A 19,957-nucleotide genomic window follows, 5' to 3' on the forward strand; every position below is an offset into this window, starting at 1 on the left:
CATGGCAGTGCTGGTCACTCGTCCTGAAATTCAAGGGCTTGAACTATGCCAACAGCTCGCGGAGGTCGGCATTTCTGCTATACACCATCCGCTTATTCAAATTCAAGCGGGAGTTGATCTCCCACTTTTACTACCAGACATTCACAACTGCGACCTCATTCTCGCGGTCAGCCAACATGCAGTCACATTTAGCCACCAATTTTTGCAAGATCACAGATCTTTTTGGCCAAATGAAGCAAGATACCTTGCCGTTGGTCAAAAAACTGCACATGTTTTGAGCAAACTGAGCCAACAAAAAGTACACTACCCCGCGGTGAGTGATAGTGAGCATCTTCTAGAAATGCCGCTATTACAGTCAATATCAGGTCTTAAGATCATGATTTTACGTGGTAATGGTGGAAGAGAACTGCTCCACAATACGTTGACTGAGCGTGGTGCAAAGGTGACCTATAAAGAAGTGTATCAGCGCACTATGCTGGCTTTCTCGGCCAACCAACACGCTCAAATTTGGCAACAGCAAAATGTTCACCAATTAGTCGTAACCAGTGGTGAACAGTTAGAGTTTTTGGTTACTCAAATGTCTGAAATTGCATTGCCATGGTTATTTAATTTACATCTTTTTGTCCCCAGTGAGCGCATTCGACAAGCGGCACTACTCATGGGGTTTAGTTGTGTCACTAACGTAAAAAGCGCATCCAATACCGAACTCGTGGCTACTCTTAGCCAACATAAACAGGACTCTAAGCATGACAAGTAAAAATAAGAACCCGCATATTGAACCTGAAGATAAACTAACCTCATCAGCATCTTCTTCTTCTCCAGACAAAGATGCGGCCACTAATGTTGACTCATCCAAAGTAGAAACATCGCCTCCTCTTACTAGCTCTCAACCGACACAAAATGAAGAGAAACAGGGCAAGCGAGGAGTGAAACTGGCCGCTGTTGCCATTGTTCTATCGGTTATTTTTAGCGGTGGCATTGCCTTTCAAATGCAGCAGAAAGACGCCTTCTATCAAGCAGAAATTGCAGCGTTAAAAACACAACTGACCCAGACTCAACGCAATGTAGAAACTGAACTCAACCAAGTAAAGCAAAACACTATAGCTCAAGCGGCAGAAGCGACCCATAAAGCAGAAGTTTCTTTAGCTCAACAACAAAAAAGTATTGAGAGCTTGCAGTTGGCAGTCGCTGATATTAAAGGTCGTCGTCCTAATGATTGGCTACTTGCCGAAGCAGACTACTTGGTCAAACTGGCTGGACGTAAACTATTTCTAGAGCATGATGTTGTCAGCGCAACCCAACTAATGGAAAGTGCAGACCAACGTATTGCGGCATTAAATGACCCCAGTTTGGTTCCTTTGCGTAAAGCGATGGCTAATGACATCACGAAACTGAAAGTTATACCCCTTGTTGACCGAGAAGGGTTGGTTTTACGTTTGACTAGCTTGCAACAACAAGTCGATGCACTACCTCTAGCGAACGCCATTTTGCCTGAAGCACAACAAGAACCAGTCGCTCACGTCTCAGAAAACATCAATGATTGGCAAAATAACCTGCTGACTTCCCTCAAAGAGTTCTCGGAAAACTTTATTACCTTCCGAACTCGTGATGGCAACGTCGTGCCTTTGCTGTCACCACAACAGCACTTTTATTTAAAAGAAAATCTAAAAGCCAAATTAGAAACAGCAATCAAAGCGGTATACGTCGAACAGCAAGAGATCTATACCACAGCATTAACCACCGCAGACAAATGGTCAGCCACTTTCTTTAACCAAAATGACAACGCCGTAAAACAGTTCAACGATACGGTATTGCAACTAAGTAAGCAGAACATACAAGTTGAATACCCTGTAAAATTTGAAACTCAAAACAAACTGGCAGATATCATCACTGAACGTCTGCGCCGTGAAGTTTCATCCGTCATTACGGAGGAAAAATAATGTTTCGTATCATTTTCCTCTTTGCGATTTTAGGGGCGGGTCTATTTGTTGGTACTCAATACTCAGGTCAGCAAGGTTATGTGCTCATCTCTATTGCGAACAAAACTATAGAGATGAGCGTCACAACTTTAGTTATCTTCATAATCGCAGCTTTAGCTGGGTTATTCGGTCTAGAATACCTATTGAAAAAAGCGATGTACGCAAGCTCAACAACTTGGAATTGGTTCAGCGTGCGTAAACTGAAACGCTCTCGTCGTTATACCAATCAAGGCATCATAAAACTTCTTGAAGGTGACTGGAAACAAGCAGAGAAAAAAGTCACTCGCTGGGCAAACCACCATGATATGCCTTTACTCTGCTATCTTGTTGCCTCTGAAGCAGCGCATGGTATGGGTGACACCGCTAAGCGTGATCACTATTTAAACTTAGCCAGTCAGCAAGAAAACTCAAGCCTCGCTGTCGAACTCACCCGAGCAAAACAGCAAGTTAGGCAAGAAGAATACGATAAAGCACTCGTAACCTTGGCGGCGCTAGAAGAACAGCATGCTAACAATACGATTGTGCTTAATCTCCTAAAAACGACGTACCTGAACCTCAATCAATGGCAGCCGCTTCTCACTTTGCTGCCAAAACTTCATAAAGCGAAACAATTAGACGATCAAGAATTAGCTCTGCTCACCCAAAAAGCACAAGCAGGATTAATGTCAGATATCGCTCAACAGCAAGGCAGTGAAGGGTTGATCAATCACTGGAATAAACTTCCGAGAAAAACCAAAGCTGAACCCAACTTAACTCAGTGCTTTGTTAAACTGCTGATTCAAAGAAAAGCCGATTCAGAAGCCTATACCATCATCAAAGAAACCCTAAAGAAACACCCATCGTCAGAAATGTATGCATTACTGGCAGAGCTGAACTTGCTTGATAGTCATCCTGCTATATTGCTTCTGCAAGAAGCCATTAGGAAAGATGGTAATAATGCAGAAGCTCATAGCTCTCTCGCTCAATTTTATATGCGCGAACAAAAATGGTCACAAGCACAAGAGCACCTAGAAAAAGCCTTGTCTATCCGAACCAATATTTCTGATTACGCCTACCTTGCTGATAGTTTAGAGAAACAAAACTACCCGAAAGCGGCAGCAGAAGTTTCTCGCAAAGCGTTAAGCTTACTGAAACCTGAGCAGGCTTAATTCATTTAAGCAGAGCGAAACTGAAAGCCGATGCCAAAGCATCGGCTTTTTTATATCAATCACTTTAAGTAAGAGTAATCTAAGTAAAACATAATCTGATTAAGGTTATTCAATGTGCGGATTTATATGCAGCAAACCACCCCAAAATATCGACATCAAAAAGCTTACTAGTCAGCAAAAATCCATTCAGATGAGAGAGATTGCTGGCCCTTGCTCATTTCAAAGGTAGACGCTCTCGCACTCAAATCGCTAAATTTCTAAAGGTGAGCGGCAGCAGTGTCAATAAGTGGGTTCAAACCTTTCAGGAGGAAGGCTTGACAGGACTGTTGGGAAAGCCAAGAACCGGAATGGCACCGTTTTTAACTTCTGTTCAAAGAAAACAATGGAGCCAACGAATCAAAGACAAAGCTCATAATACACAAGGTGTACGACTGACTGATGCGCTTAGATCGTGCAAGAATTTGGCAAGCAATGCCACCCAGACTCGATCTATTATCTGCCCGACCATATGGGCTTTTCACGGATAACTCCCGCTCTAAACACCCTAAGTAATCTCAGGAAATACAGGACGATTTTAAAAAATTCAAATTCGAAACGATCCTTGATGCCTATATATGGACCCTTTCTTACTGCAGAATCAAAAAAGCAAAAAGCCCGCTGAATATCAGCGGGCTTTTTAATAGTGGCGGAGAGATAGGGATTTGAACCCTAGAACCGCTATTAACGGTTGCCGGTTTTCAAGACCGGTGCTTTCGACCACTCAGCCATCTCTCCACAAATTGTTACCGAAATTTAGTCTTATATTAAAAATGCTATATTTCAGTGTTATTTTCAGATGATTTTCTTGAAGAAAATAAAATCTGAAAACGTTTATCAAGCCTGGCGATGTCCTACTCTCACATGGGGAAGCCCCACACTACCATCGGCGCTATTGCGTTTCACTTCTGAGTTCGGCATGGAGTCAGGTGGGTCCGCAACGCTATGGTCGCCAAGCAAATTCTTTAATTCGGAAAGCTGTCTTCGTTCTTCACATTCAATGTTCTTCTATTGAGCCCACAAAACCCCTTCGGTGTTGTATGGTTAAGCCTCACGGGCAATTAGTATTGGTTAGCTCAACGCCTCGCAGCGCTTACACACCCAACCTATCAACGTTCTAGTCTCGAACAACCCTTTAGGACACTTAAAGTGCCAGGGAAGACTCATCTCAGGGCTCGCTTCCCGCTTAGATGCTTTCAGCGGTTATCGATTCCGAACTTAGCTACCGGGCAATGCTACTGGCGTAACAACCCGAACACCAGAGGTTCGTCCACTCCGGTCCTCTCGTACTAGGAGCAGCCCCCTTCAATCTTCCAACGCCCACGGCAGATAGGGACCGAACTGTCTCACGACGTTCTAAACCCAGCTCGCGTACCACTTTAAATGGCGAACAGCCATACCCTTGGGACCGACTTCAGCCCCAGGATGTGATGAGCCGACATCGAGGTGCCAAACACCGCCGTCGATATGAACTCTTGGGCGGTATCAGCCTGTTATCCCCGGAGTACCTTTTATCCGTTGAGCGATGGCCCTTCCATTCAGAACCACCGGATCACTATGACCTACTTTCGTACCTGCTCGAATTGTCATTCTCGCAGTTAAGCGGGCTTATGCCATTGCACTAACCACACGATGTCCAACCGTGTTTAGCCCACCTTCGTGCTCCTCCGTTACTCTTTGGGAGGAGACCGCCCCAGTCAAACTACCCACCAGGCACTGTCCGCAACCCCGATTAGGGGCCAACGTTAGAACATCAAAACTACAAGGGTGGTATTTCAAGGACGACTCCACGCAATCTAGCGACTGCGCTTCTAAGTCTCCCACCTATCCTACACATGTAGGTTCAATGTTCAGTGCCAAGCTGTAGTAAAGGTTCACGGGGTCTTTCCGTCTAGCCGCGGGTACACTGCATCTTCACAGCGATTTCAATTTCACTGAGTCTCGGGTGGAGACAGCGTGGCCATCATTACGCCATTCGTGCAGGTCGGAACTTACCCGACAAGGAATTTCGCTACCTTAGGACCGTTATAGTTACGGCCGCCGTTTACCGGGGCTTCGATCAAGAGCTTCGACCTAAGTCTAACCCCATCAATTAACCTTCCGGCACCGGGCAGGCGTCACACCGTATACGTCATCTTACGATTTTGCACAGTGCTGTGTTTTTAATAAACAGTTGCAGCCACCTGGTATCTGCGACTCTCAGTAGCTCCATCCGCTAGGGACTTCACCGCCAAGAGCGTACCTTCTCCCGAAGTTACGGTACCATTTTGCCTAGTTCCTTCACCCGAGTTCTCTCAAGCGCCTTGGTATTCTCTACCCGACCACCTGTGTCGGTTTGGGGTACGATTGCTTATAATCTGAAGCTTAGAGGCTTTTCCTGGAAGCATGGCATCAATGACTTCACTACCGTAGTAGCTCGACGTCGTGTCTCAGCCTAACAAGAAACCGGATTTACCTAGTCTCTTAGCCTACGCACTTGAACCTGGACAACCGTCGCCAGGCCCACCTAGCCTTCTCCGTCCCCCCATCGCAATTATAAGCAGTACGGGAATATTAACCCGTTTCCCATCGACTACGCTTTTCAGCCTCGCCTTAGGGGTCGACTTACCCTGCCCCGATTAACGTTGGACAGGAACCCTTGGTCTTCCGGCGTGGGGGTTTTTCACCCCCATTATCGTTACTCATGTCAGCATTCGCACTTCTGATACCTCCAGCATGCTTTACAACACACCTTCAACGGCTTACAGAACGCTCCCCTACCCCACAATCTTGCGATTGCAGCCGCAGCTTCGGTTTACTACTTAGCCCCGTTAAATCTTCCGCGCAGGCCGACTCGACCAGTGAGCTATTACGCTTTCTTTAAATGATGGCTGCTTCTAAGCCAACATCCTGGCTGTCTGAGCCTTCCCACATCGTTTCCCACTTAGTAGTAATTTGGGACCTTAGCTGGCGGTCTGGGTTGTTTCCCTCTCCACGACGGACGTTAGCACCCGCCGTGTGTCTCCCGGATAGTACTTACTGGTATTCGGAGTTTGCAAAGGGTTGGTAAGTCGGGATGACCCCCTAGCCTTAACAGTGCTCTACCCCCAGTAGTATTCGTCCGAGGCGCTACCTAAATAGCTTTCGGGGAGAACCAGCTATCTCCGAGTTTGATTGGCCTTTCACCCCTAGCCACAAGTCATCCGCTAATTTTTCAACATTAGTCGGTTCGGTCCTCCAATTGATGTTACTCAATCTTCAACCTGCCCATGGCTAGATCACTCGGTTTCGGGTCTATATCCAGAGACTAAAGCGCCCAGTTAAGACTCGGTTTCCCTACGGCTCCCCTATACGGTTAACCTTGCCACTGAATATAAGTCGCTGACCCATTATACAAAAGGTACGCAGTCACAGGACAAAGCCTGCTCCTACTGCTTGTACGTACACGGTTTCAGGTTCTATTTCACTCCCCTCACAGGGGTTCTTTTCGCCTTTCCCTCACGGTACTGGTTCACTATCGGTCAGTCAGTAGTATTTAGCCTTGGAGGATGGTCCCCCCATATTCAAACAGGATATCACGTGTCCCGCCTTACTCGTTTTCACTTAGAATGACGTGTCGGTTACGGGGCTATCACCCTTTATTGCCACGCTTTCCAGCGTGTTCACCTGCATCATTTAAAGCTTAAGGGCTAGTCCAATTTCGCTCGCCGCTACTTTCGGAATCTCAGTTGATTTCTTTTCCTTCGGGTACTTAGATGTTTCAGTTCCCCGAGTTCGCCTCGCTGCGCTATGTATTCACGCAGCGATACTAGCTTATGCTAGTGGGTTTCCCCATTCGGAAATCGTAGACTCAAGTGGCTTTTACTGCCTAATCTACGCTTATCGCAAGTTAATACGTCCTTCATCGCCTCTGACTGCCAAGGCATCCACCGTGTACGCTTAGTCACTTAACCATACAACCCGAAGAAGTTTCGTGTTGATGACAAGTCACCAAGGTTTAGTGTCTCTCTTTATTGAATGAGCGAGAGACATTTCGATTTTGCCGGACTCAATTTTTGAAAACTTACCGCAGTAAGCTTTCCCAAGAACACTTGAATGTGTTTGGTATCAACACATAAACGTGTTGATATTGAGAACTTTTATTTGATAACAACAAAAAATCACGTTGTTATCAGTCAGCTTTCCAAATTGTTAAAGAGCGAGTGTTATTCCCAAAGGAATGAATCACTTTCTAATGACTTTCAGCGTCAAACAAACCAACCAGTTCAATTACTTAATCTGGTTTGGAAGTGTGCATCCAAAAATCCTTAGAGAGTGGTGGGCGATACCGGGCTCGAACCAGTGACCCCCTGCTTGTAAGGCAGGTGCTCTCCCAACTGAGCTAATCGCCCACATTGTTTTCTTACCTAAAGTAAGCATTTCCGTGGGAGGAAATGGTGGGTCGTGCAGGATTCGAACCTGCGACCAATTGATTAAAAGTCAACTGCTCTACCAACTGAGCTAACGACCCATGGTATCCCGTAGGGGAGTCGAACCCCTGTTACCGCCGTGAAAGGGCGGTGTCCTAGGCCTCTAGACGAACGGGACACTAAGTGGCGAATGTTTGGGAACATTCTTTCTCTAAAACTGTATAAACCATCAATCTGTGTGGACACTCATCAGTGTAATCATCGTATAAGGAGGTGATCCAGCGCCAGGTTCCCCTAGCGCTACCTTGTTACGACTTCACCCCAGTCATGAACCACAAAGTGGTGAGCGTCCTCCCCGAAAGGTTAAACTACCCACTTCTTTTGCAGCCCACTCCCATGGTGTGACGGGCGGTGTGTACAAGGCCCGGGAACGTATTCACCGTGGCATTCTGATCCACGATTACTAGCGATTCCGACTTCATGGAGTCGAGTTGCAGACTCCAATCCGGACTACGACGCACTTTTTGGGATTCGCTCACTTTCGCAAGTTGGCTGCCCTCTGTATGCGCCATTGTAGCACGTGTGTAGCCCTACTCGTAAGGGCCATGATGACTTGACGTCGTCCCCACCTTCCTCCGGTTTATCACCGGCAGTCTCCCTGGAGTTCCCGACATTACTCGCTGGCAAACAAGGATAAGGGTTGCGCTCGTTGCGGGACTTAACCCAACATTTCACAACACGAGCTGACGACAGCCATGCAGCACCTGTCTCAGAGCTCCCGAAGGCACTCCTGCGTCTCCGCTGGATTCTCTGGATGTCAAGAGTAGGTAAGGTTCTTCGCGTTGCATCGAATTAAACCACATGCTCCACCGCTTGTGCGGGCCCCCGTCAATTCATTTGAGTTTTAATCTTGCGACCGTACTCCCCAGGCGGTCTACTTAACGCGTTAGCTCCGAAAGCCACGGCTCAAGGCCACAACCTCCAAGTAGACATCGTTTACGGCGTGGACTACCAGGGTATCTAATCCTGTTTGCTCCCCACGCTTTCGCATCTGAGTGTCAGTATCTGTCCAGGGGGCCGCCTTCGCCACCGGTATTCCTTCAGATCTCTACGCATTTCACCGCTACACCTGAAATTCTACCCCCCTCTACAGTACTCTAGTCCGCCAGTTTCAAATGCAGTTCCGAGGTTGAGCCCCGGGCTTTCACATCTGACTTAACGAACCACCTGCATGCGCTTTACGCCCAGTAATTCCGATTAACGCTCGCACCCTCCGTATTACCGCGGCTGCTGGCACGGAGTTAGCCGGTGCTTCTTCTGTCGCTAACGTCAAATGATGCTGCTATTAACAACACCACCTTCCTCACGACTGAAAGTACTTTACAACCCGAAGGCCTTCTTCATACACGCGGCATGGCTGCATCAGGCTTGCGCCCATTGTGCAATATTCCCCACTGCTGCCTCCCGTAGGAGTCTGGACCGTGTCTCAGTTCCAGTGTGGCTGATCATCCTCTCAGACCAGCTAGGGATCGTCGCCTTGGTGAGCCATTACCTCACCAACTAGCTAATCCCACCTAGGCATATCCTGACGCGAGAGGCCCGAAGGTCCCCCTCTTTGGCCCGTAGACATCATGCGGTATTAGCCATCGTTTCCAATGGTTATCCCCCACATCAGGGCAATTTCCTAGGCATTACTCACCCGTCCGCCGCTCGTCATCTTCAAAAGCAAGCTTTTGAAATGTTACCGCTCGACTTGCATGTGTTAGGCCTGCCGCCAGCGTTCAATCTGAGCCATGATCAAACTCTTCAATTAAAGTTTTGTTGGTCCTAAGACCGGCTCAATGAATACTGACTTCAAAACTGCTCTTACTCGAAAGTAAAAAGTAATTTTAAAGCTATTGTTGTTCCAACAGAACAACAATGAATTGACTGTGCCAAAATCAAGTAAACTTGATTCTGATTGGTCACTCAGTTCATTGATAAATCTTTTTCGATTATCATCAACGAGTGCCCACACAGATTGATAGGTTTATATTGTTAAAGAGCGTTCTTCGTTTGGTTGCCGTGGCTTCCTTGGAAGGAGGCGGCCATTCTAGCGAGATAATTTTTTGTGTCAAACACTTTTTTAAATTATTTCGTCTTACCGATTTGACCTACTGATGGACTGGCTAGTGGGGCTTGAACCCTTACTGGCTGTGCCGTGTCAGTGAGGCGGCATTATAGAGATCGCCATCACATTGGCAACCCCTTTTTGCGTTTTTTTTTGATTTTTTGTTTGTTGGAGTGTTTTTTATTCAAATAGGTTGTTTTTACCACTATTTCTGTTTCATTTGCCCATCCCATCACTATAAAAGGAAACGACTATGTCATCGATTCGCAGTTATAAAGGTATCTCTCCAAAAATTGAACGCAATGTCTATATAGATAGCAGTTCAGTACTCGTGGGCGATATTGTACTTGAGGAAGATGTCAGTATATGGCCATTAGTGGCTGCCAGAGGTGATGTTAACCATATCTACATTGGTAAGCGCTCTAATATTCAAGATGGTAGCGTTTTACATGTTACGCATAAAAACGAAGAGAACCCGAACGGTTATCCATTACTGATTGGTGAGGATGTCACTATCGGACATAAGGTGATGCTTCACGGTTGTACAATTCATGATCGCGTTTTAATTGGTATGGGGGCGATAGTGTTAGATGGTGTGATCGTGGAATCAGACGTTATGGTTGGGGCTGGCAGTTTAGTACCACCTAATAAGGTACTTGAAAGTGGCTACCTCTATGTTGGGTCTCCAGTGAAACAAGCGCGCCCATTAACTGATAAAGAACGCGCTTTTTTACTTAAATCTTCCGCAAACTATGTGCAAAACAAGAATGACTATCTATCAAGTGTCAAAACAGTGGAATAGCCTACTCGCTAATTTCAACCTGGCCTTGCACATTAAACTCTTCATCTTCTATTAATGTTTCCGCTAGCTCTTCCAGATCAAAACGCCATTGTGCGAAGACTTGAAGAGCTTGTTGGCTATTCTCTATTGCTTCACCAGAAATTTTGCTCAAAACAGAAATAGAAACAACACACTCGATCAGCGCTCCCACATGTTGTGCAGGAAACACCACACTTTGACTTGCTTGATGCCAATGTTGCATATCTGGAAATAAAATGGCTTGGTTCATTATTGTCCTTCTAAGTTTTTTCTAAGTTCTCTCAGGATCTGTCTAGAGCCAGGTCTTAAGCCACGCCATAACATAAAGCTTTCCGCCGCCTGTCCAACCAACATACCCAAGCCGTCATAGACATGAGCACAACCGTTGTTATGCGCCCACTGATTAAAACTCGTTAGCCCCTTACCATACATCATGTCATAAGCAACTGTATTATCACCAAATATTTTGACGGAAATATCAGGACACTCACCATTTAAACTCGCTGATGTCGAGTTAATCACAACATCAAATGACTGATCAATCTGATCCATTGGGATAGCATCGATATCACCAAAATCTTGGAAAACATCTGCAAGTTGCTGCGCCTTAATAAAAGTTCGATTAGTGATGACCAGTTTCTTTGGTTGTTGGTCTAAGAGATCTTTAATCACACCTCGAGCAGCTCCACCAGCGCCCATTAATAAAATGGTTGCTTCTTTTATTTGCACTTGGTGTTGCAACAAATCCTGAACTAACCCTGCACCATCTGTGGTATCGCCAATGATCTCACCATCATCCAGCTTCTTTAACGTATTCACGGCACCAGCTAGTTTCGCGCGCTCAGTTAAGCGATCTGCAAATTGATAAGCATCTTCTTTGAATGGCGCGGTCACATTGCAGCCTCTGCCACCATTAGTAAAAAAAGTATCAGCCGCATTCCTAAAACCATCAACAGGAGCAAGCAATGCCTGATATTTCATTTCCTGATTGGTTTGACGAGCGAAAAGCGTATGGATAAAAGGAGATTTACTATGTCCAATTGGGTTACCAAATACTGCATATTGATCAATGTGATGAGCCATATCCCTGCCTACCTAAAATCAAAAAGGATCACTGTTGTGACCCTACCATTGGAATACGCTTTTTGTCACCACTCTCTTGGGACTAAAAACTGTTTTAATTTTGCTTCTGCGCTATTTTCATCAGGCTGATAGCTATATTCCCAACGAGCCAAAGGAGGCATCGACATTAGAATTGATTCGGTCCGGCCACCACTTTGTAAACCAAACAATGTTCCGCGGTCATACACTAAGTTGAATTCAACATAACGTCCACGGCGGTAAAGTTGAAATTGACGCTCTCTTTCGCCATATTCCATCTCTTTACGGCGTTCAATGATCGGTAAATAAGCATCGGTATATCCTTGACCTACCGCCTGCATATAAGCAAAGCATCGCTCAAAACCCCAAGCGTTTAAATCATCGAAAAACAAACCACCAATACCGCGTGTTTCATTGCGGTGCGGAAGAAAGAAATACTTATCACACCATGCCTTATGCTCGGCATAAACGCTCTCACCAAATGGAGTACACAACTGTTTCGCGGTGTCATGCCATGACTGGGCATCTTCTTCGAAGGGATAGAATGGCGTAAGGTCAAACCCACCGCCAAACCACCAGATAGGCGCTTCACCTTCTTTTTCTGCTATAAAAAATCGCACGTTTGCGTGTGAAGTCGGTATATAAGGGTTATTAGGGTGCATCACTAATGAAACACCCATTGCTTCAAATTTTCGACCCGCTAATTCAGGACGATGAGCCGTAGCCGATGCTGGCATTTCTTTGCCTGCAACATGGGAAAAATTAACGCCACCTTGTTCAAAGACATGACCATTTCGCATCACACGAGTTCGACCACCACCACCTAGTCGCTCTCCCGGCTCGCGATGCCACGCATCTTCCTCAAACAGGGCTTGCCCATCGGCTTGCTCTAATTGCAGACAAATGGAATCTTGCAGCTCAAGCAAAAATTGCTTCACTGCTTGTTTATCAATGGTTGGCATCGCTTACTTCCTTGGCAGGGTTAGCCCTGTCTTAATACTTGTGATGTTTTTGCGTCACGAATCTCACTTGGTTTATTTCGACCGCCAGTCTCACCGTCTAAAATCGCAACCAGTCGTTCACCTAATTGCAATTCGACTTCTTGCGTGGTCATGCAAGGGGGAAGACCCGTCAAATTCGCGCTGGTAGAGGTTAACGGTTTTCCATAAGCATTACACAGCTTTTGAACCAAAGGATGATCCGTCACACGTACGGCAATTGAATCAAATTGGCCACTCACCCATTCCGACACTTTATCACTGGTTGGCATAATCCAAGTCACAGGCCCAGGCCAAGTAGCATGGACACGTTCAAGCTGCTCTTTGGTCAACTGGCTTTCATCAATATAAGGCAGCAATTGCTCATAAGATGCGGCAATTAAAATTAAGCCTTTATTCACTGGGCGCTGCTTCAACGTTAACAATTTTTGAATGGCATCAGGGTTATCTGGGTCACACCCCACCCCAAACACGCCCTCGGTTGGGTAAGCGATAACTTCACCATCACGCAATGCTTGCAAGGTATGCTCAAAATTATTCACAAAAACATCCATAAGTTAGATCTGATCTTGAGGCTAAGTGTACAAACTCTGATGGAAACAGGCTAAAGCTATTTGTTGATAAAATGTATCAATCGATAAATTAGGTCGACGCAAACGTTTTCCTAAAGAAAAAATACTCGTATAATGCGCGCAAATCACCTGATCACCCAATTTTAAGATGTTTGAAGGAGTTTGAGATGAAAGTCGGAATTATCATGGGTTCTAAATCCGATTGGCCAACCATGAAGCTAGCAGCCGAGATGTTGGACCAATTTGGCATCGCTTACGAAACCAAAGTGGTTTCAGCACACCGCACTCCTCAACTTCTGGCCGATTACGCTAGCGGTGCAAAAGATCGCGGTATTAAAGTGATTATCGCTGGAGCTGGCGGTGCGGCGCACCTTCCAGGAATGACAGCGGCTTTTACAAGCCTACCTGTTTTAGGCGTTCCGGTGCAGTCAAAAGCCTTAAAAGGGATGGACTCGTTACTCTCTATCGTGCAAATGCCAAAAGGCATTGCTGTAGGTACACTAGCGATTGGTGAAGCGGGCGCAGCCAATGCTGGGCTATTAGCAGCACAGATCATTGGAACCAGTGATGAAACGGTAATGACCAAAGTGGAAGCCTTTCGCACCCAACAAACAGAAACGGTCTTAGCTAACCCTAACCCAGCTGAGGACTAATACTATGCACGTTTTAGTATTGGGGGCAGGTCAACTCGCTCGCATGATGGCCTTAGCTGGTGCACCACTGAACATTCAAATATCAGCTTTTGATGTCGGGAGTGGCAATATCGTCCACCCACTGACTTTGCATGTTATTGGTCACGGGCTAGAGAATGCCATCCAGCAAGCCGATGTAATAACTGCGGAGTTTGAACACATCCCACATGACATTCTCGCTATTTGCGAGCAAAGCGGGAAGTTTTTACCTAGCGTAGAAGCTATCAAAGCTGGTGGCGATCGTCGTCTTGAAAAAGCGCTACTGGATGAAGCTCACGTCAAAAATGCCAAATATTTTGTGATTAATTCACGTGAAGATTTCGATGCAGCTATTGCTCACATCGGCCTTCCTATGGTGTTGAAAAGTGCCTTGGGTGGCTACGATGGTAAAGGACAATGGCGTTTAAAAGGTGCACAACAAGCCGATGAAATTTGGCCTGAAATGCAAGCTTGTATCGACGCAACACCAACTCAAGCTATCGTCGCCGAAGAGTTTGTTCCTTTTGACCGAGAAGTATCGCTGGTTGGCGCACGCGCAAAAGATGGCAGCATTTCCGTTTATCCGCTAGCTGAAAACGTCCATACCGATGGTGTATTAAGCTTATCGACAGCCATTGATGACCTTGAACTACAGCAGCAAGCCCAAGAGATGTTCAGCGCGGTAGCAAAACGATTAGATTATGTTGGGGTTTTAGCGTTAGAGTTTTTTGATGTGCAAGGAGCGTTACTGGTCAATGAGATTGCCCCACGCGTACACAACTCAGGTCACTGGACACAACAAGGCGCTGAAACTTGTCAATTTGAGAACCACTTACGCGCGGTGTGTGGCCTTCCTTTAGGGAGTACAAAACTGGTTCGCCCGACATCGATGATTAATATTCTAGGCGAAGATACCTTACCTGAAGAAGTGCTCGCAACCGAAGGTTGTCACGTACATTGGTATGGTAAAGAGAAACGTATTGGACGTAAAATGGGACACATCAATGTCAGCGCTGACTACAGTGCAGAGCTGCAACGCACGCTTTGCCATTTAGCAGACGTACTGGATGCAAATGCATTTCCTGCCGTGCATCACTTTGCAAAGCAGTTAAAATAGAGCAATACCTTAGAGAATGCGCTGATGGTTGTATTCTCTCGCTAAGATCTAAAATGGCACGTTAACCGTGCTATTTTTTATTCGTTTTCAACTTGAGTATGTGCACATTTTCGATCGGCACATTGGTGTTTAACACCACTAGCCAGCTTTTTCTCTACCAATAATCCAAATCCACACTTTTCACATTTACCGGCTACTGGTGGCTGATTAACGGCAAACTTACATTTAGGGTAGTTATCGCAGGCGTTAAAAGTTTTACCATGACGAGTTTTTCGCTCAACCAAGTGCCCTTTCAAGCATTCGGGGCAAAGCAGTTTTTGGTGTGATGTGTCTTCTTCTGGAGTATCTAAACTCTGAATATGATGACAGTTAGGGTAATCACTACAGCCAATAAACATCCCATAACGACCTTGGCGCAGTACAAGCTCATGCCCACACTCAGGACAAGGAACCCCTAACTCTTTGATGATATGCCCGTCATTTTGGTGCAATGAACGAATATAGCCACACGCAGGATACTGTGTGCAGCCTAAAAACGGGCCATGTTTGCCATGGCGGATCTGTAACTCTCCGCCACATTGAGGACAAGGTTCGTGCTGTAGCGCATGTTCATGCGCGGAAAAAAGTTGTTGATCAATTTTACGGCTCATAACGCTCAACTAGATGGACGGTGAGATCAATGCAAAATGCCTTGCTCTTTGGTGTACAACAACTCTTCCATAAGCGTATAAGCATTTTCATTGCCTGGTACGTTAAACAACACCATTAAAATGATCCACTTTAAGTCATCCAATTCAAATTCATTGGTTTCTAACCCCATGATTCGATCAATCACCATCTCGCGAATCTCGGGCGTTAGAACTTCGACCTGTTCAAGGAACAAGAGAAAGCCTCGGCTTTCGAGATCCAATCTTTCCATCTCTTGCGGGGTATAGATCCGCATGGAAGTGGTTGCACTGGTCGCAATCGCAGAATGAGCATCAGTTTGCTGTAATGCTGCCAGCTCTTCTAACCAGTTAAGGGCTTTGTAGATATCTTTTTGGTGAAAACCTGCTCGAAGCAATTCATCTTCAAGCTCATCTTGGTCTACTTGTAACTCTGCATCGCTATGGATGTAGGTTTCAAATAGATACATCAGTATATCCATCATCATAGCTAGCCCCTCCCCTTACGAATATAGCCACCGGAAACTGCAACAACATGCCCTGAAAGCTCAAGCTCTAAGAGCTGCATCATGACTTCATGCACAGGTATATGGGTCCTACTGGCAAGAATATCAACTGGCGTAGCCTCTACTCCTACGTTAGCTAACAGTTCGGCAAATGGCAATTGCTGATCACATTCTGCGGCAAATAAATCCGGTTGTGCGATCTGTTGGCGTAATGACCAATCAACTAAAGTGCCAATTTCATCCAGCACCTGTTGTGCATTTTGTACTAAACAAGCCCCAGTTCGGATCAATTGATTACTGCCACGGCTACTTGGATTGGCAATAGAGCCGGGGATCACAAATACATCTCGGCCTTGTTCTGCCGCATAACGCGCAGTGATCAGTGAACCGCTTTTTTCCGCCGCCTCTACCACCACGACTCCAGTCGATAAACCACTAATAATTCGATTACGCCTTGGGAAATTATCAGGACGCGGTTTGGCATACGGGCGAAATTCAGACACAAGCGCGCCGCTTGCCGCCACACGCTCTGCTAATTTTTTATGGCGAGCGGGGTAAATACACTCAAGTCCAGAGCCAAGTACGGCAATTGTTTCACCACTGCCTTGCAAAGCTCCGTCATGGGCATGACCATCAATACCTAATGCCAACCCACTGGTGACTATCAAGCCATGCTGCACGAAATCACGAGCAAATTGGTGCGCAATACGTTGCCCGTCAGGGCTGGCATTGCGGCTCCCTACCATTGCAATTTGTGGATCCGATAACGCTTCAACTCTTCCTTTAATAAACAGTAACGGTGGTGCTGAAGCTATTTCTTTCAATAACGGCGGGTAATGAGCACATTGCGATGTCACTATATGATGAAACGTACTGGCTTGTAGCCATTTCAAACACTTATCCGCTTCTTGCGGCGCATGATGACGCAGGTAGTCGATCTGTTCAGACGTTAAACCAACCGCTAGCAGTTGACTGGTTGAATACTGAACCACATTAGTTAAAGAATCTAATGTGGCTAAACGCGAAAGTTTTTTTCCTCCCAGCTTGGGAATAGAACTTAACATCAGCCATGCGGCTAAATCTGTGGTTTGCATTAACTGGCGCTTTCAGATTGAGGTTTTGACTCAGACTCGCTAGAGGCTTCTGATACCAGTGGCGATACCGCTAAAATATCCCGACTAATCGGTATTCGGCTATTGGTTATCAAGGCTAAGCTAAAATACTCATAGCAATGAAGTACCATTAAGCTACCTACGCTATTACTTGGCAGTTGAATTTCATCCTCTGCTGACATCTTGACATCATTATTTTTCTCTTTGAGAACGGGCACCACTGCTCCTTCTTGCCTCAAATCAAACATACTGCCTTGACGAAGTTGATCTTGCGCGCCTTTATCAATCACCACCACTTGATTCTGTCCCGCATAATCCCCCCCAGTGAGGGGACCTAAAATATGCGCGACACTGTTTCTCGGTGACGGGGATGGATAAAAAGTCGTGGCGAATGTCAACGCCGTGCCCTCTGTTTCTGGCAAGGCAATATCACTAAGCCTAATCTCTTGTTGCAAAGCGGTAATCGTTAACTCTGAATACGCATGCAGGGTCGCCGAAAGCTCAGCGGTCGCAATCAAACGCAAAGCGATCATCTCGTTACTGGGGATAGTTTCATCGTCACGCACAAACTGGCCAACTTGACGATAAATACCCCAACTGCTGTGGTTCTGTTTACCAGAGATGTAAAGCGGCTCTTGCGCAGTAAGATAGCGATGGCCACTACTTGCTCCTAACACGCGCTGACTACGTTGCACTGTTTGTTTCTCGACTAGACGGTCAGTATGGAGGTATCGCAGCAGTAGACTCTCTTCAACAATTGGTAAGGCTCTTTTCGCAAGCACCCGAACTTGGGGACTCAGCTTTACCCGCGGTTTTACACTCAGTTGTGGCTGGCTCCGCTGCCAGATCAATACCAGCTTATCCCCCGGATAAATTAAATGTGGGTTCTCAATACTGGGATTCATCTGCCACAATTGTGGCCACTGCCATGGCGTGTCGAGGTAAAGTGTCGAGATTCCCCACAATGTATCACCGTCCTCGACAACATACGTTTTGGGTGCATCTGGCTTTATTTTGATCGCTATTTCATCAACCGCCAAGGTATATCCAGCCCAAAACAATGGCCAACAAATGAGGGCAAAATGGCGAATAAATGATGACATGACCTCAGTTCCTTGGTCGAAATAAATAAGAATGAATCCGATTATTAACATTTGGATGCTGTCATTTGGGTCATAAAATGTCTAGAATTGAGCCAACAAGCTTTAAGCTGTTTCGGCACAGTTCAATTTTTCGAGTGTATATGTCTGTATTACAAGTATTAACATTTCCAGATGATCGCCTTCGCACCGTGGCAAAACCGGTAGACAAGGTGACACCTGAGATTCAAAAAATCGTTGATGACATGATTGAGACCATGTATGACGAGGAAGGTATCGGCCTTGCCGCAACGCAAGTCGATATTCATCAACGTATCGTGGTTATCGACATTTCAGATAGTCGCGATCAGCCAATGGTGCTGATCAACCCTGAGATCATTAATAAGAGCGGTGAAGATGGCATTGAAGAAGGCTGTCTATCGGTTCCGGGGGCACGAGCACTGGTTCCTCGCGCTGCTGAAGTGACGGTAAAAGCATTAGACCGTGACGGAAAAGAGTTCTCATTTGAAGCGGATGACCTGTTAGCAATTTGTGTTCAGCACGAGCTTGATCACTTACAAGGCAAACTATTTGTAGATTACCTCTCGCCTTTAAAACGTAAGCGCATCAAAGATAAGCTAGAGAAAATCAAACGCTACAACGAAAAAAACTAATTTAAGTGAGGTTACCTTGAGCCAATCATTACGTATTGTGTTTGCAGGTACTCCGGACTTCGCCGCCCGTCATTTGGCGGCGTTGTTGTCTTCGGAGCATGAGGTTATTGCCGTTTATACTCAGCCAGACCGCCCAGCAGGTCGAGGCAAAAAGTTGACAGCGAGCCCAGTAAAACAGATCGCTGTTGAGCACAACATTGAGGTTTATCAGCCAGAAAACTTTAAATCGGATCAAGCCAAGCAACAGTTGGCTGAGCTTAATGCCGATTTAATGGTCGTTGTGGCTTACGGTTTATTGCTTCCTCAAGCGGTATTAGATACACCAAGATTGGGCTGCATTAATGTACACGGTTCCATTTTGCCACGTTGGCGTGGAGCGGCTCCAATACAACGTTCTATTTGGGCTGGCGACAGTGAAACTGGCGTCACCATTATGCAGATGGATATTGGCCTCGATACAGGTGATATGCTGAAAATTGCCACCTTGCCCATCGAAGCGACTGACACCAGTGCCTCTATGTATGGCAAACTGGCAGAATTAGGCCCACAAGCTTTGGTCGATTGCATCGCAGATATTGCCAGTGATAAAGCCATTGCCACTAAGCAAGATGACGCTTTGGCCAACTACGCTAAAAAACTCAGCAAAGAAGAAGCAAAAATCGATTGGTCGATGGATGCCGCTTTCATTGAGCGCTGCGTGCGTGCCTTTAACCCATGGCCAATGAGCCATTTCGACGTTGCAGAAAACACTATCAAAGTATGGCAAAGCCGCGTTGAAGCACAAACAAGCAACCAACCAGTTGGCACTATTGTTAAGGCTGATAAGTCTGGTATTTATGTTGCTACAGGCAATGGGCTATTGGTACTTGAACAACTGCAAGTGCCAGGCAAAAAAGCACTGCCAGTACAAGATATCCTTAATGCTAGAGCAAGCTGGTTTGAAGTGGGTACACAGCTTAGCTAAACCTTCGCGAGGGTAGA

At 46.0% G+C, this 19,957-nt stretch carries 17 protein-coding genes, 4 tRNA genes and 3 rRNA genes; 9 read left to right on the forward strand and 15 right to left on the reverse strand.

Annotated elements, in window-relative coordinates; all coding sequences use genetic code 11:
- The first annotated feature begins 1 nt into the window (after window position 1).
- From MCT08_RS01080 to MCT08_RS18640, 4 genes are all read left to right on the forward strand, one after another.
- Window positions 2-757, forward strand: a complete 756-nt coding sequence (locus tag MCT08_RS01080) for a uroporphyrinogen-III synthase (RefSeq protein ID WP_274677727.1) — start codon at window positions 2-4, stop codon at window positions 755-757.
- The gene (locus MCT08_RS01085; protein WP_274677728.1) at window positions 747-1,940 is read left to right on the forward strand and encodes a uroporphyrinogen-III C-methyltransferase; all 1,194 of its coding nucleotides are present in this window, start codon (window positions 747-749) and stop codon (window positions 1,938-1,940) included. The genes MCT08_RS01080 and MCT08_RS01085 overlap by 11 nt, the downstream gene beginning before the upstream one ends.
- Window positions 1,940-3,127, forward strand: coding sequence for a heme biosynthesis protein HemY (locus MCT08_RS01090; RefSeq protein ID WP_168523788.1), 1,188 nt, complete (start codon window positions 1,940-1,942; stop codon window positions 3,125-3,127). Before MCT08_RS01085 ends, MCT08_RS01090 begins: the two co-directional genes overlap by 1 nt.
- 200 nt (window positions 3,128-3,327) lie before the next feature.
- Window positions 3,328-3,654, forward strand: coding sequence for a helix-turn-helix domain-containing protein (locus tag MCT08_RS18640; protein WP_425609317.1), 327 nt, complete (start codon window positions 3,328-3,330; stop codon window positions 3,652-3,654).
- Window positions 3,655-3,810: 156 nt separating this feature from the next.
- On the opposite strand, the gene MCT08_RS01095 is transcribed toward MCT08_RS18640, so the two are convergent.
- The 7 genes from MCT08_RS01095 to MCT08_RS01125 form a co-directional block, all read right to left on the reverse strand.
- Window positions 3,811-3,901, reverse strand: a tRNA-Ser gene (locus MCT08_RS01095).
- Window positions 3,902-4,004: 103 nt separating this feature from the next.
- Window positions 4,005-4,120 (reverse strand): 5S ribosomal RNA (gene rrf / locus MCT08_RS01100).
- A gap of 83 nt (window positions 4,121-4,203) precedes the next feature.
- Window positions 4,204-7,095: ribosomal RNA gene (locus tag MCT08_RS01105) — 23S ribosomal RNA — on the reverse strand.
- 362 nt (window positions 7,096-7,457) lie between these two features.
- Window positions 7,458-7,533 (reverse strand) — tRNA-Val (locus tag MCT08_RS01110).
- A gap of 43 nt (window positions 7,534-7,576) precedes the next feature.
- Window positions 7,577-7,652 (reverse strand) — tRNA-Lys (locus MCT08_RS01115).
- Window position 7,653: 1 nt separating this feature from the next.
- Window positions 7,654-7,729, reverse strand: a tRNA-Glu gene (locus MCT08_RS01120).
- Between the two features lie 88 nt (window positions 7,730-7,817).
- Window positions 7,818-9,364: ribosomal RNA gene (locus tag MCT08_RS01125) — 16S ribosomal RNA — on the reverse strand.
- The 16S, 23S and 5S rRNA genes sit together here with 4 tRNA genes alongside, the layout of an rRNA operon.
- Window positions 9,365-9,914: 550 nt before the next feature.
- Between MCT08_RS01125 and MCT08_RS01130 the strand changes: the two genes are divergently transcribed.
- Window positions 9,915-10,463, forward strand: coding sequence for a gamma carbonic anhydrase family protein (locus tag MCT08_RS01130; protein ID WP_053312206.1), 549 nt, complete (start codon window positions 9,915-9,917; stop codon window positions 10,461-10,463).
- A gap of 1 nt (window position 10,464) precedes the next feature.
- Here MCT08_RS01130 and MCT08_RS01135 read toward each other — a convergent pair whose 3' ends face one another.
- From MCT08_RS01135 to tsaC, 4 genes are all read right to left on the reverse strand, one after another.
- Window positions 10,465-10,731: a DUF1488 family protein gene (locus tag MCT08_RS01135; protein ID WP_053312205.1), complete on the reverse strand. Its 267-nt coding sequence runs from the start codon at window positions 10,729-10,731 to the stop codon at window positions 10,465-10,467.
- Window positions 10,731-11,564, reverse strand: a complete 834-nt coding sequence (aroE, locus tag MCT08_RS01140; protein WP_053312204.1) for a shikimate dehydrogenase — start codon at window positions 11,562-11,564, stop codon at window positions 10,731-10,733. Before aroE ends, MCT08_RS01135 begins: the two co-directional genes overlap by 1 nt.
- A gap of 65 nt (window positions 11,565-11,629) precedes the next feature.
- Window positions 11,630-12,544: an oxygen-dependent coproporphyrinogen oxidase gene (gene hemF, locus MCT08_RS01145; protein WP_053312203.1), complete on the reverse strand. Its 915-nt coding sequence runs from the start codon at window positions 12,542-12,544 to the stop codon at window positions 11,630-11,632.
- Between the two features lie 20 nt (window positions 12,545-12,564).
- Window positions 12,565-13,122: an L-threonylcarbamoyladenylate synthase type 1 TsaC gene (gene tsaC, locus MCT08_RS01150; protein WP_168523796.1), complete on the reverse strand. Its 558-nt coding sequence runs from the start codon at window positions 13,120-13,122 to the stop codon at window positions 12,565-12,567.
- 197 nt (window positions 13,123-13,319) lie between these two features.
- Between tsaC and purE the strand changes: the two genes are divergently transcribed.
- Window positions 13,320-13,805, forward strand: coding sequence for a 5-(carboxyamino)imidazole ribonucleotide mutase (gene purE / locus MCT08_RS01155; protein WP_053312202.1), 486 nt, complete (start codon window positions 13,320-13,322; stop codon window positions 13,803-13,805).
- A 4-nt stretch (window positions 13,806-13,809) separates the two neighbouring features.
- Complete coding sequence (locus MCT08_RS01160) at window positions 13,810-14,940, forward strand: 5-(carboxyamino)imidazole ribonucleotide synthase (RefSeq protein ID WP_274677729.1); 1,131 nt, start codon at window positions 13,810-13,812, stop codon at window positions 14,938-14,940.
- 77 nt (window positions 14,941-15,017) lie between these two features.
- Here MCT08_RS01160 and MCT08_RS01165 read toward each other — a convergent pair whose 3' ends face one another.
- Genes MCT08_RS01165 through MCT08_RS01180 form a run of 4 tightly spaced genes read right to left on the reverse strand, consistent with a single transcriptional unit; the run spans window position 15,018 to window position 18,326 of the window.
- Window positions 15,018-15,590 carry a DNA topoisomerase family protein gene (locus tag MCT08_RS01165; RefSeq protein WP_141652931.1) on the reverse strand — a complete coding sequence of 191 codons (573 nt, stop codon included), beginning with the start codon at window positions 15,588-15,590 and terminating at the stop codon, window positions 15,018-15,020.
- 26 nt (window positions 15,591-15,616) lie between these two features.
- Window positions 15,617-16,093 (reverse strand): DUF494 family protein, encoded by a 477-nt coding sequence (locus MCT08_RS01170; protein ID WP_053312199.1) that lies wholly within the window; start codon window positions 16,091-16,093, stop codon window positions 15,617-15,619.
- A 2-nt stretch (window positions 16,094-16,095) separates the two neighbouring features.
- Window positions 16,096-17,205, reverse strand: a complete 1,110-nt coding sequence (gene dprA / locus MCT08_RS01175) for a DNA-processing protein DprA (RefSeq protein ID WP_274677730.1) — start codon at window positions 17,203-17,205, stop codon at window positions 16,096-16,098.
- Window positions 17,205-18,326, reverse strand: coding sequence for a LysM peptidoglycan-binding domain-containing protein (locus tag MCT08_RS01180; RefSeq protein WP_274677731.1), 1,122 nt, complete (start codon window positions 18,324-18,326; stop codon window positions 17,205-17,207). Before MCT08_RS01180 ends, dprA begins: the two co-directional genes overlap by 1 nt.
- A 140-nt stretch (window positions 18,327-18,466) precedes the next feature.
- On the opposite strand from MCT08_RS01180, the gene def reads away from it, so the two are divergent.
- Both def and fmt read left to right on the forward strand, forming a co-directional pair.
- Complete coding sequence (gene def / locus MCT08_RS01185) at window positions 18,467-18,976, forward strand: peptide deformylase (RefSeq protein ID WP_210731353.1); 510 nt, start codon at window positions 18,467-18,469, stop codon at window positions 18,974-18,976.
- Window positions 18,977-18,992: 16 nt separating this feature from the next.
- Window positions 18,993-19,940 (forward strand): methionyl-tRNA formyltransferase, encoded by a 948-nt coding sequence (gene fmt / locus MCT08_RS01190; RefSeq protein ID WP_053312195.1) that lies wholly within the window; start codon window positions 18,993-18,995, stop codon window positions 19,938-19,940.
- Window positions 19,941-19,957 lie beyond the last annotated feature (17 nt).

This window comes from Vibrio aestuarianus (genome assembly GCF_028858425.1).
Classification (GTDB): domain Bacteria; phylum Pseudomonadota; class Gammaproteobacteria; order Enterobacterales; family Vibrionaceae; genus Vibrio; species Vibrio aestuarianus.

Bases quoted from the DNA above. Each gene is read 5' to 3' on its own strand.
- MCT08_RS01080 (WP_274677727.1), top strand. From the start codon at position 2: ATGGCAGTGCTGGTCACTCGTCCTGAAATTCAAGGGCTTGAACTATGC.
- MCT08_RS01085 (WP_274677728.1), top strand. From the start codon at position 747: ATGACAAGTAAAAATAAGAACCCGCATATTGAACCTGAAGATAAACTA.
- MCT08_RS01090 (WP_168523788.1), top strand. From the start codon at position 1,940: ATGTTTCGTATCATTTTCCTCTTTGCGATTTTAGGGGCGGGTCTATTT.
- MCT08_RS01130 (WP_053312206.1), top strand. From the start codon at position 9,915: ATGTCATCGATTCGCAGTTATAAAGGTATCTCTCCAAAAATTGAACGC.
- MCT08_RS01135 (WP_053312205.1), bottom strand. From the start codon at position 10,731: ATGAACCAAGCCATTTTATTTCCAGATATGCAACATTGGCATCAAGCA.
- aroE (WP_053312204.1), bottom strand. From the start codon at position 11,564: ATGGCTCATCACATTGATCAATATGCAGTATTTGGTAACCCAATTGGA.
- hemF (WP_053312203.1), bottom strand. From the start codon at position 12,544: ATGCCAACCATTGATAAACAAGCAGTGAAGCAATTTTTGCTTGAGCTG.
- purE (WP_053312202.1), top strand. From the start codon at position 13,320: ATGAAAGTCGGAATTATCATGGGTTCTAAATCCGATTGGCCAACCATG.
- MCT08_RS01160 (WP_274677729.1), top strand. From the start codon at position 13,810: ATGCACGTTTTAGTATTGGGGGCAGGTCAACTCGCTCGCATGATGGCC.
- MCT08_RS01165 (WP_141652931.1), bottom strand. From the start codon at position 15,590: ATGAGCCGTAAAATTGATCAACAACTTTTTTCCGCGCATGAACATGCG.
- MCT08_RS01170 (WP_053312199.1), bottom strand. From the start codon at position 16,093: ATGATGATGGATATACTGATGTATCTATTTGAAACCTACATCCATAGC.
- dprA (WP_274677730.1), bottom strand. From the start codon at position 17,205: ATGCAAACCACAGATTTAGCCGCATGGCTGATGTTAAGTTCTATTCCC.
- MCT08_RS01180 (WP_274677731.1), bottom strand. From the start codon at position 18,326: ATGTCATCATTTATTCGCCATTTTGCCCTCATTTGTTGGCCATTGTTT.
- def (WP_210731353.1), top strand. From the start codon at position 18,467: ATGTCTGTATTACAAGTATTAACATTTCCAGATGATCGCCTTCGCACC.